This window comes from bacterium endosymbiont of Pedicinus badii (assembly GCF_002075085.1).
In the GTDB taxonomy this organism is placed as follows: domain Bacteria; phylum Pseudomonadota; class Gammaproteobacteria; order Enterobacterales; family Enterobacteriaceae; genus PRUG.
Genome location: NZ_LKAS01000002.1, coordinates 68,051 through 80,538, shown reverse-complemented (window position 1 = coordinate 80,538; position 12,488 = coordinate 68,051). Strand labels below are relative to the sequence as shown.

Here is a 12,488-nt window from a genome sequence, read left to right as displayed (position 1 = left end):
ATGAATGCGAAATTAGAACATAAAAGTCATTTAGAAAAGTATTCTTGGATTTTAATATTCTTTTTGCTAATTTTTGAAATTATCTTTTTATTTTTGAAGAAAAAAATAAACATTTATTTTTTTACTGCAGTAAATTTTACTATTTTTCTAGCAATTCTATTTTTTTTTCTAAAAACTAAAAAAGGAAAAAAATTTGTAGTATTTCTGCAAGAAGTAAAACAGGAATCTAAAAAAATTTGCTGGTCTTCTTTAAAAGAAACTGTACAAACAACTTTTATGGTTTCTTTAATAGCAATGATAATTTCAATTATTTTATGGTGTATAGATAATTTACTTATTAGAATTATAGCAACTATAACAAATTTTAGAATCTAATATGCTGGAAAAAAAGTGGTATATAGTTCAAGTATTTTCAGGATTTGAAAGAAAAATAGAAGAGTCCTTACAAAAAAGAATCAAATTGTACAATTTTTCTAAATTTTTTGGCGATATTATGATTCCAACAGAAGAAGTTATTGAAATTAAAAGAGGACAAAAAAGAAAAAGTGAAAGAAAATTCTTTCCTGGATATATACTAATTAGAATGAATATGAATGAAAATACTTGGCATTTAGTAAGGGGAATACCAAAAGTTTTAGGGTTTGTAGGAGGAACTTCCGAAAATCCAATACCAATTAGTAAAAAAGAAGTAGATACTATTATTAAAAAATTAAAACAAATAAAAAATAAACCAATACCAAAAACTCTTTTTGAACCAGGAGAAGTTATAAGAGTCAACGATGGTCCTTTTTCTGATTTTAATGGCACTGTTGAAGAAGTAGATTACGAAAAAAGTAGATTAAAAGTTTCTGTTTCAATATTTGGAAGATCAACCCCAGTAGAACTGGATTTTAGTCAAGTAGAAAAAAACTGATATCATAAAAAAATGAAAAAAATTCAATCTTATGTTAAATTACAAATTCCTGCTGGAATGGCTAATCCAAGTCCTCCAGTAGGTCCAGCTTTAGGACAAAAAGGAATCAATATTATGGAATTTTGTAAGTCTTTTAACGAAGTTACAAAAAAACTAGAAAAATCTATTCCAGTACCTGTAGTAGTAACTATATATTCTGATAAGTCTTTCTCATTTATTACGAAAACAACGCCTACCTCAATATTATTAAAAAAAATAGCAAAAATTGATTCTGGTTCAAAAAAAGCTAAAACTGAAATAGTAGGAAAAATTACAAAACAACAAATAATGGAGATTGTAAAAATTAAGAAAAAAGACATGAATAGTTTAGACGAAAAAGCAATATTTCGTTCTATATTAGGAACAGCAATTTCTATGGGTCTTAAAATGGAATAAAAAATGAAAAAAAGATTATCTAAAAAAAAAAAAGAATTTGCTAAAATTTTTTCCGAACAAAAAAAATATACCATAAAACAAGCCCTATGTATTTTAGAAAAAATAAAAGTTTTTTCAAAATTTAATGAAAGTGTCGATGTTTTTATAAAATTAAATATTAATCCTAAAAAGACAGAACAAAACATTAGAGGATATTCTACACTTCCTCATGGAAATGGAAAGAAAAAGAAAATTGCTGTTTTTTCCAGAGAAAACATAAAAGAACTAAAAAAAATAGGTGCAAATTTTGTTGGTATGGAAGATTTAGTAAATTTATTTAAAAATAATACTATTCAAGTTGATTTAGTACTAGCTAAACCAGATTCTATGTCTATAATCAGTCAAATTGGACAAATTCTAGGACCAAAGGGACTTATGCCAAATTTAAAATCTGGAACTTTAACAAATAATTTATTTGAATCTTTAAAAAATTTTAAAAAAAAACAAATACTATATAAAAACGATAAAAATGGAATTATTCATACAAGCATAGGAAAAATAAACTTTGAGAGTTATAAAATAGAAGAAAATATAAGATATTTTATTCAATCAATACAAAAAAATAAACCAAACTCTGTAAAAGGAAATTTTATTAAAAACTTTGGTTTATGTACTACAATGGGTCCAGGAATAAAAATTGAAATGAGTGATATTATATAATTTCTTTATACTACTATAATATTTAAAATTTAAAGGAAAAAAAATGGCATTAAGCCTAAAAAAAAAACAAAAAATCGTTTCTAAAATAAAAAAACTTGCCGATGAATCTATTTCTGTAGTAGTAGCAGATTTTTACAAAATTAATTCTGAAAAAATGAACACTTTTAGAAAATGCTGTCAGAAATCTGAAGTTTTTGTGCAAGTTGTGAAAAACACTTTATTAAGAAGAGCATTCAAAAATACTAAATTTCAACAACTAGAAAGCAATTTTTGCAGCTCTACTTTGGTTGCTTTTTCCAAAAACAGTCCTGGTTCTGCAGCGAAAGTACTTACAAAATTAAAAAAAGAAGATATCATTTTTAAAATTAAAGGTATCATTTTCGATGGAAAAATAATTCACCCTTCAAAAATAAGTACTTTAGCAAGTTTACCTAATAAAAAAGAAGCAATTCAAATACTATTAATTTTATTGCAAGAATCTTGCATATTAAAATTAATAAAAATTCTATCATATATTTCAAAAAAAAAAAAATTATAGGAATCTAATGTTCTATTTTTCCTATTTCTTACAAGAAATTCACTTTTAGGAATATAATTACTATGTCTATATCAAAAGAACAAATTATAGAAGAAGTATCTAAAATGTCTGTTATGGAAGTTTTAGAATTAGTTTCTATGATGGAAAAAAAATTTGGAGTTTCTTATAAAGAAATAATTAGTCAAAATGTTTCTACTAATAATGTACCATCAGAAAAAGAAAAAGAAGAAAAAACGGAATTTAGTGTATTTTTACAAAATATAGGAAAAAACAAAATTGCAGTAATAAAATCAGTTAGATCTATAGTAGGTTTAGGACTGAAGGAAGCAAAAGATTTAGTAGAATCTGCTCCTGTTTTAATAAAAGAAAAAGTTAAGAAAGAAGAAGCTGATTCCTTAAAAAAATTAATAGAATCAACTGGCGCAATTGTAGAAATAAGATAAAACTATAAAACTAATTGGCTGGTTTATAAAAAACCAGCCTAAAATTTATATAATTTTTTTAATAAAAATATGTACTCTTATACAGAAAAAAAAAGAATTAGAAAAGATTTTGGAAAAAGACCAAAAGTATTAGATATTCCTTATTTATTAGCTATTCAAATTGATTCTTTCAAAAAATTTATAGAAAAAGATCCTGAAGGACAGCACGGCTTAGAAGCCGCTTTTCAATCTATTTTTCCAATAAATAGCTATAACGAATCTTCAGAATTACAATATGTAAGCTATTCTTTAGGAGATCCAATTTTTGATGTACAAGAATGTTTAACTAGAGGATCTACTTATTCTGTTCCTTTAAAAGTAAAATTAAGACTTGTTATTTATGAAAAAGATTCACTAAATAATAAAATAAAAAACATAAAAGAACAAGAAGTATACATGGGTGAAATACCAATAATGACGGAAAACGGAGTATTTGTAATAAACGGTACAGAAAGAGTCGTAGTTTCTCAACTTCATCGTAGTCCAGGAGTTTTCTTCGATAGCGATAAAGGAAAAACACATTCTTCAGGAAAACTATTGTACAACGCTAGAATAATACCATACAGAGGATCTTGGCTAGATTTTGAGTTTGATTCAAGAGATAATCTTTTTGTTAGGATAGATAGAAGAAGAAAGTTTCCTGTAACTATTTTACTAAGAGCGTTAAATTATAGTACGGAAGAAATGTTAGAAATATTCTTTCAAAAAGTACATTATAAAATATACAACGATTATCTTTTGATGGATTTAGTGCCAGATAGGTTAAGAGGAGAAACTGCTTCTTTTGATTTTAAAGTAGAAAATAAAATTTATATAGAAAAAGGAAGGAGAATCACTGCTAGACATATAAAAAAACTAATAAAAGATAAAATTAAAAAAATACATGTTCCTTATGAATATATTTTTGGAAAAGTTTCTTCAAAAAATTATTTTTGTAAAAACAAAAAAAAAATTATAGTAAAAGCAAATGAAACTATTAGCGCATCAATAATAGAAAAACTAAAAAAATCCAAACAAAACGAAATAGAAGTTTTATTTACTAATGATTTAGATCATGGACCATATATATCTGAAACATTAAAAATTGATTCTACAATAGACAAAAATAGCGCTTTATTAGAAATTTACAGAATGATGCGTCCTGGAGAACCTCCAACTAAAGAAGCTGCAGAGTTACTTTTTAAAAATCTTTTCTTTTCAGAAGAAAGATATGATTTATCTGCTGTAGGTAGAATGAAATTTAATAGATCTCTTTTTAGAAAAGAAATAGAAGGTTTAGGTATTCTTAACAAAAAAGATATCATAGATGTGATAAAAAGACTTATAGATATAAGAAATGGAAAAGGAGAAATAGACGATATAGATCATTTAGGAAATAGAAGAATTAGATCTGTAGGAGAAATGGCAGAAAATCAATTTAGAATTGGTCTAGTAAGAGTCGAAAGAGCAGTTAAAGAAAGATTATCTATGGGTGATTTAGAAAATATCATGCCTCAAGATATAATTAATGCAAAACCAATTTCTGCAGCTGTGAAAGAATTTTTTGGTTCTAGCCAATTGTCTCAATTTATGGATCAAAATAACCCATTATCTGAAATTACACATAAAAGAAGAATTTCAGCATTAGGTCCTGGAGGGTTGACTAGAGAAAGAGCCGGTTTTGAAGTTAGAGACGTTCATCCTACTCATTATGGAAGAGTTTGTCCTATAGAAACTCCGGAAGGACCAAATATTGGACTAATAAATTCTTTATCTGTATATGCAAGAACTAATGAATACGGTTTTTTAGAAACTCCGTACAGAAAAGTAGTAAATGGTAAAGTAACTGATGAAATACATTATCTTTCTGCAATTGAAGAAGGAAATTTTGTAATAGCTCAAGCAAATAGTAATCTTAAAAAAGATGGTAGTTTTGTAAATAAATTAATAATTTGTAGAACAAAAGGTGAATCTGGTCTTTTTAATAGAAAACAAATTGATTATATGGATGTTTCTACACAGCAAATTGTCTCTGTTGGAGCTTCTCTAATACCTTTTTTAGAACATGATGATGCAAATAGGGCACTAATGGGAGCAAATATGCAAAGACAAGCAGTACCTACAATTGTCACTGATAAACCTTTAGTTGGAACTGGAATGGAAAGAATTGTAGCAATAGATTCTGGAGTAACTGTAATTGCTAAAAGAGGAGGAATTGTTCAATACGTAGATGCATCAAAAATTGTAATCAATGTCAAACAAAATGAGATTCAAGAGCAAGAAAGTGGAATAGATATCTACAATTTAACAAAATTTTCTAGATCAAATCAAAATACCTGCATTAATCAAAAACCTTGTATTAATTTAGGTGATGAAATTCAAAGAGGAGATGTACTAGCAGATGGACCTTGTACAGATTTAGGAGAATTAGCTTTAGGTCAGAATATGAGAATTGCATTTATGCCTTGGAGTGGATACAATTTTGAAGATTCTATGCTAATTTCAGAAAAAGTAGTTCAAAAAGATAAATTTACTACTATTCATATACAAGAACTTTCTTGTATTTCCAGAGATACAAAATTAGGTGTAGAAGAAATCACAGCGGATATACCTAATATAGGAGAATCTGCACTATCAAAGTTGGATGAATCTGGAATAGTATATATTGGAGCTGAAGTTAATGGAGGAGATATTCTAGTTGGTAAAGTTACTCCTAAAGGAGAAACACAACTTACTCCAGAAGAAAAATTACTAAGAGCGATATTTGGAGAAAAAGCTTCTGATGTAAAGGATTCTTCATTAAGAGTTCCTAATGGAGTTTCAGGTACAGTAATAGATGTACAAATATTTACGAGAGATGGAATAGAAAAAGATAAAAGAACAATAGAAATAGAAGAGATGAAAGTAGAACAGGCAAAGAAAGATCTTTCTGAAGAAATGAAGATTTTTAAATTTGGTCTACTACAACAAATAAAAAGAATTCTGATAGAAGAAAAAATTGAATTTCAAAAAAAAGAACCAGAAGAAATAAATGTAAAAAAAATAAAATTTTCTAGCAAAATAAAAAAAATACAATTTTTAAAAATTTATAAAGAATACAAAAATCTTAAAAAAAAATTTGAAAAAAAGTTTTTACAAAAAAAGAAAAAAATTGTTCAAGGAGACGATTTAGCTCCAGGTGTTTTAAAAGTAGTTAAAGTATATCTTGCAGTAAAAAGACAAATACAGCCAGGAGATAAAATGGCTGGTAGACATGGTAATAAAGGAGTAATATCTAAAATAAATCCTGTAGAAGATATGCCTTATGATGAAAATGGAGTCCCGGTAGATATAGTTCTAAATCCATTAGGAGTTCCTTCAAGAATGAATATAGGACAAGTTTTAGAAACTCATTTAGGTATGGCTGCAAGAGAAATAGGTATAAAAATTGATAGAATGGTAAAAAAAAAAGAAAATATACAAAAACTAAGAAATTTTTTACAAAAAGCGTACAATATAGGAGAAAATATACAGCAATCGGTAAATTTAAAAAAATTTACAGATGAAGAAATATTAGAACTTTCTAAAAATTTAAGAAAAGGTATGCCGATAGCTACTCCAGTTTTTGATGGAGCTACAGAAAAAGAAATTAAAGAACTTTTGAGTCTTGCAGAACTACCTCAATCTGGACAAATTACTTTATTTGATGGTAGAACGGGAGAAAAATTTGAAAGAAAAATAACAGTAGGATATATGTATATGTTAAAATTAAATCATTTAGTAGATGATAAAATGCATGCTAGGTCAACTGGTTCCTATAGTTTAGTAACACAACAACCTCTTGGAGGTAAAGCACAATTTGGAGGACAAAGATTTGGTGAAATGGAAGTTTGGGCTTTAGAAGCTTACGGAGCTGCCCATACACTACAAGAAATGCTTACAGTAAAATCAGATGATGTATCCGGAAGAACTAAAATGTATAAAAATATTATTGATGAATCGCATGCAATGGATCCAGGTATGCCAGAATCTTTTAATGTTTTATTAAAAGAAATTAGATCTTTAGCAATCAATATAGATTTAGAAGAAAAATAAATCTTTTTAATACTTAATGGATGATATTTGTGAAAGATTTGAAAAAAATTCTAAAATTACAAAATAAAATAGAAGAATTCGACGCTATTAAAATTGCTTTAGCTTCACCAGAAATAATTCGTTCTTGGTCATATGGAGAAGTAAAAAAACCAGAAACAATAAATTACAGAACTTTTAAACCAGAAAGAGATGGATTATTTTGTGCTCGTATATTTGGTCCAGTTAAAGACTACGAATGCTTATGTGGAAAATACAAAAGGCTAAAACATAGAGGAGTAATTTGTGAAAAGTGTGGAGTAGAAGTAACGCAAACAAAAGTGAGAAGAGACAGAATGGGACATATAGAACTAGCTTCTCCTACAGCACATATATGGTTTTTAAAATCTCTTCCTTCCAGGATTGGTTTACTTTTAGACATGCCTTTAAGAGATATAGAAAGAGTACTATATTTTGAATCTTACGTTGTTATAGAAGAAGGAATTACGAATTTAAGAAAAGGAAAAATACTTTCTGAAGAACAGTATCTAAATTTTTTAGAAGAATTTGGAGACGAATTTGAAGCAGAAATGGGAGCAGAAGCAATACAAAAACTTTTAAAAAGTATAAATTTAAAAGAAGAATGTAAAAAAATTAGAAAAAATTTAAAAAAAATCAGTTCTGAAACAAAAAAAAAGAAACTAACTAAAAGAATTAAAATAGTGGAAGCATTTTTACAAAGTGGTAATAAACCAGAATGGATGATACTTAGTGTTTTGCCAGTTTTACCTCCAGATTTAAGACCATTAGTTCCATTAGATGGAGGTAGGTTTGCTACTTCTGATTTGAATGATTTGTACAGAAGAGTAATCAATAGAAATAATAGATTAAAAAGACTACTAGATCTTTCAGCTCCAGATATAATTGTAAGAAATGAAAAAAGAATGCTTCAAGAAGCAGTAGATGCATTACTAGATAATGGAAGAAGAGGTAGAGCTATAACTGGATCTAATAAAAGACCTTTAAAATCTTTAGCAGATATGATTAAAGGAAAACAAGGAAGGTTCAGGCAAAATCTGTTAGGAAAAAGAGTAGATTATTCTGGAAGATCAGTAATAACAGTAGGTCCTTATCTTCATTTAAATCAATGCGGGTTACCAAAAAAAATGGCATTAGAATTATTTAAACCATTTGTATATGGAAAATTAGAAAAAAAAGGACTAGCTACAACAATAAAATCTGCTAAAAAAATGGTTGAAAAAGAAGAACCTATAGTATGGGATGTACTAGATGAGGTTATTAGAGAACATCCTATTATGCTAAATAGAGCTCCTACATTACATAGATTAGGAATTCAAGCTTTTGAACCAATTTTGGTAGAAGGAAAAGCAATACAGCTACATCCTTTAGTATGTGCCGCATATAATGCAGATTTTGATGGAGATCAAATGGCTGTGCATATACCATTAACTATGGAAGCACAAAAAGAAGCAAGAAATCTTATGATGTCTACAAATAATATACTTTCTCCTGCAAATGGAGAACCTATTATAGTTCCTTCTCAAGATGTAGTACTAGGATTATATTACATGACAAAAAAATGCAATAATAGTAAGGGAGAAGGTATGATTCTTACTGGTCCTCAAGAAGCAGAACATGTTTATAATTCTGGTCTAGCTGACTTGCATGCAAAAATACAAGCAAGAATTGTAGAATACAGTATAGAAGAATCAGGAAAGAGAAAAAAAATTTTAAAAATTGTACATACAACAGTAGGGAGAGTTATATTATGGAATATTGTTCCTAAAGGATTGTCTTTTTCTTTAATTAACAGAACTTTAGGAAAAAAATCTATTTCAAAAATGATAAACACTTGTTACAGACTACTAGGAATAAAAAAAACTGTAATTTTCGCTGATAAGATTATGTACACAGGTTTTTTCTATGCTTCTAAATCTGGAGCTTCTGTTGGAATTGATGATATGGTTATTCCAGAAAAGAAAACAGAAATTATACAAGAAGCAGAATCAGAGGTTGCTGAAATACAAGAACAATTTCAATCGGGATTAGTAACAGCTGGAGAAAGATATAATAAAGTCATAGATATTTGGGCAGCAGCAAATGAAAAGATATCTCAAGCTATGATGGAAAATTTTACTAAAGAAAAAAATAAATTAACAAACAAAAAAATTGCACAAGATTCCTCTTTTAACAATATATTCATGATGGCAGATTCTGGAGCCAGAGGTTCAGCAGCTCAAATTAGACAATTAGCTGGAATGCGTGGATTAATGGCTCGTCCAGATGGATCTATTATAGAAACTCCTATTACTGCAAATTTTAGAGAAGGATTAAATGTTTTACAGTACTTTATTTCTACACACGGGGCCAGAAAAGGATTAGCAGATACTGCTCTAAAAACTGCAAATTCTGGATATCTTACAAGAAGACTTGTAGATGTAGCGCAAGATTTAGTAGTTACGGAAAAAGATTGTAGTACAAAATCTGGAATAAAAATGACTTCTGTTATAGAAGGAGGAGATGTTAAAGAAGCATTAAGAGAAAGAGTATTAGGAAGAGTAGTAGCAGAGGATATATATATAAAAGAAAAAATTCTAATACCTAGAAATACACTTTTAAATGAAAAATGGTGCGATTTATTAGAAAAAAGTTTTGTAGATAGCATTAAAGTGAGGTCTGTAGTAACTTGTGAGACCAATTTTGGTGTTTGCTCAAAGTGTTATGGGAGAGATTTAGCTAGAGGAAACTTAGTTAAAAAAGGAGAAGCTATAGGTGTAATAGCTGCTCAGTCTATAGGAGAACCTGGGACACAATTAACAATGAGGACTTTTCATATAGGAGGAGCCGCTTCTAGGGCTGCTGCAGAATCAAGTATAAGAGCAAAAAATGAAGGAATTTTGGTAATTAATAATGCAAAATTTGTCTTCAATAAACAAAAAAAAATAATAATTACTTCGAGAAATACAGAATTAAAAATTATAGATAAATTTGGTAAAACTAAAGAAAGTCATAAAATTCCGTACGGAGCAATTTTAAATAAAGGAAATAAGCAAAAAATATTTAGAGGAGAAATTATAGCTAATTGGGATCCTCACACAATGCCTATTGTAACAGAAGTTAGTGGATTCGTTTGTTTTACAGACATGATTGATGGACAGACAATTGTTAGACAAACAGATGAACTAACAGGTCTTTCTTCTATTATAATTTTAGATACATCTGAAAGAACAGGAATTAGTAAAGATCTAAGACCAGCCTTAAAAATAGTGGATAAAAATTATAAAGAAATTTATATACCTGGATCAGATATTCCTGCCCAATACTTTCTTCCAGGAAGAGCTATAGTAAATTTAGAAGACGGTTCAGAAATTTCTATAGGAGACACATTAGCAAGACTTCCTCAAGAAACAAGCGTTACAAAAGATATTACAGGAGGACTTCCTAGAGTAGCAGATCTTTTTGAAGCTAGAAAACCTAAGGAACCTGCTATTTTAGCAGAAGTAAGCGGTACTATATCATTTGGAAAAGAAACAAAAGGAAAAAGAAGATTAATTATTACACCAAATTCAAAAAAAGAAAAACCTTATGAAGAAATGATTCCAAAATGGAGACAACTTAATGTTTTTGAAGGAGAAAGAATAGAAAAAGGAGATATTATATCAGATGGTCCAGAATCTCCTCATGATATTCTAAGATTAAGAGGAATCAATGAAGTTACAGAATATATAGTAAATGAAGTGCAAGAAGTTTATAGATTACAAGGAGTTAAAATAAACGATAAGCACATAGAAGTAATAGTAAGACAAATGCTTAGAAAAGCAACTATTACAGAAGAAGGAGATTCTTCTTTTTTATCTGGAGAACAAATAGAATTTTGTAGAATTAAAATTGCTAATAAAATTCTTAAAAAAGACAATAAAAAGACTATAAAGTATAAGAGAGATTTACTAGGAATTACAAAAGCTTCCTTAGCAACTGAATCTTTTATTTCTGCTGCTTCTTTTCAAGAAACTACTAGAGTACTAACAGAAGGGGCAGTAGCTGGAAAAAAAGACGAACTTAGAGGACTAAAAGAAAATGTTATCGTAGGAAGGCTAATACCAGCAGGAACAGGGTACGTATATCATAAAAATAGAACTAAAAAAAGTAAAGATAAAAATATTAAGAATTCTATTAAAGTAGCAGAAAAAAATTTAAAAAAATTGCTGAATAATTCAGAGATTACAAAAAAAGATGATAAAAGCATCATCTTCCAAAATGAGAATCCCAATCTTTAAAAACAATTTGTAAATCTTTTGATTGTAGGTATTTCATTATTTGATTAATATTTCTGTTATCTTGTATAGAAAATTGTTCTAACTCTTTTTTTTTTTTTGTGTATCCTCCTGGATAAGTTTTAGAATTAACACTAATATTATTTATACAAACTGGAATCATAAAATTTCTAAATTTTTTAGATTCTCTTGTTGACAAATTAATTTCTATTTCTGGAAACAATATTCTGAAAGAACATATTACTTGTATCAGTTCCAAGTCACTAATTCCTAAAAATTTTTTTTTGTTTTTTGAGTAAAAAAAAGGTCTGATTCTTGGAAAAGAGATACTGTATTCGCATTTCCAAAATTTTTTTCTTAAATACATAATGTGCAAATACAAAAAATAGTAGTCTACTCTCCAATATTTTGACAATCCAGATAAAATACCTAATCCTATCTTACTAATATTTGATTGACCTATTCTTTCCGGAGCACTGATTCTCCAAAAAAAATCCTTTTTTTTTCCTTTAATATGATGCTTATTATAATCTGTATAATTATAGGTTTCTTGATATAAGAGTATTCCATCAAGTCCATTTTTTTGAAGTACAGAATACTCTTTGACAGATAATGGCTGTACTTCGAACAGTATCATACTAAAGTATTTTTTTACTATTTTTATAGTATTCAAAAAATACTCAATTCCAACTATTCTATTATTTTCTCCAGATACTACTAAAATATTTTTTATCCCAAGAGATTTAATTTTTTTACATTCTTTTTCAATTTCTTTTGTATCTAAAAATTTTCTTCTAATTTTGTTTTTCGAAGAAAATCCACAGTACGAGCAATCATTTGTACAAAAATTAGAAACATACATAGGTAAAAAAATTTGTATGTTATTTCCAAATTTCTTTTTAGTAATTTCTCTAGATTTTTTAATTAAAAATTTTATGTATTTTAAAGCTATAGGAGAAAGTAAAGCAAGCATATCTTCAAAATTTGGTCTACCAGAAAATATAGCTTTTTGTACATCTTTTTCTGTTTTTTTATTAATGGAAGAATCGATTTTTTTCCAAGAAAGATTTTTCCAAATTTCAAAAAATGATTCCATA

9 protein-coding genes are annotated in these 12,488 nt (G+C 27.8%); 8 read left to right on the top strand and 1 reads right to left on the bottom strand.

Annotated features, from left to right (window positions below):
* The 8 genes from secE (at nt 1) to rpoC (ending at nt 11,394) form a co-directional block, all read left to right on the top strand.
* Complete coding sequence (gene secE / locus AOQ89_RS01665; RefSeq protein ID WP_080872796.1) at nt 1–375, top strand: preprotein translocase subunit SecE; 375 nt, start codon at nt 1–3, stop codon at nt 373–375.
* Between the two features lies 1 nt (nt 376).
* On the top strand, nt 377–913 hold the full coding sequence (gene nusG / locus AOQ89_RS01660) for a transcription termination/antitermination protein NusG (RefSeq protein WP_080872789.1): 537 nt from the start codon (nt 377–379) through the stop codon (nt 911–913).
* Between the two features lie 12 nt (nt 914–925).
* Nucleotides 926–1,348, top strand: coding sequence for a 50S ribosomal protein L11 (rplK, locus tag AOQ89_RS01655; protein ID WP_080872787.1), 423 nt, complete (start codon nt 926–928; stop codon nt 1,346–1,348).
* 3 nt (nt 1,349–1,351) lie between these two features.
* Entirely contained in the window at nt 1,352–2,047 is a 696-nt protein-coding gene (rplA, locus tag AOQ89_RS01650; RefSeq protein WP_080872785.1) for a 50S ribosomal protein L1, read from the top strand.
* Between the two features lie 43 nt (nt 2,048–2,090).
* A complete protein-coding gene (gene rplJ / locus AOQ89_RS01645) occupies nt 2,091–2,585 on the top strand; it encodes a 50S ribosomal protein L10 (RefSeq protein WP_080872783.1) in 495 nt (164 codons plus the stop codon).
* A 62-nt stretch (nt 2,586–2,647) separates the two neighbouring features.
* Nucleotides 2,648–3,028 carry a 50S ribosomal protein L7/L12 gene (gene rplL / locus AOQ89_RS01640; protein WP_080872781.1) on the top strand — a complete coding sequence of 127 codons (381 nt, stop codon included), beginning with the start codon at nt 2,648–2,650 and terminating at the stop codon, nt 3,026–3,028.
* Nucleotides 3,029–3,097: 69 nt separating this feature from the next.
* Complete coding sequence (gene rpoB / locus AOQ89_RS01635) at nt 3,098–7,120, top strand: DNA-directed RNA polymerase subunit beta (protein ID WP_080872779.1); 4,023 nt, start codon at nt 3,098–3,100, stop codon at nt 7,118–7,120.
* A gap of 29 nt (nt 7,121–7,149) precedes the next feature.
* The gene (gene rpoC / locus AOQ89_RS01630) at nt 7,150–11,394 is read left to right on the top strand and encodes a DNA-directed RNA polymerase subunit beta' (protein ID WP_080873344.1); all 4,245 of its coding nucleotides are present in this window, start codon (nt 7,150–7,152) and stop codon (nt 11,392–11,394) included.
* On the opposite strand, the gene thiH is transcribed toward rpoC, so the two are convergent.
* Nucleotides 11,363–12,487: a 2-iminoacetate synthase ThiH gene (gene thiH / locus AOQ89_RS01625; RefSeq protein WP_080872776.1), complete on the bottom strand. Its 1,125-nt coding sequence runs from the start codon at nt 12,485–12,487 to the stop codon at nt 11,363–11,365. The genes rpoC and thiH overlap by 32 nt on opposite strands.
* Nucleotide 12,488 lies beyond the last annotated feature (1 nt).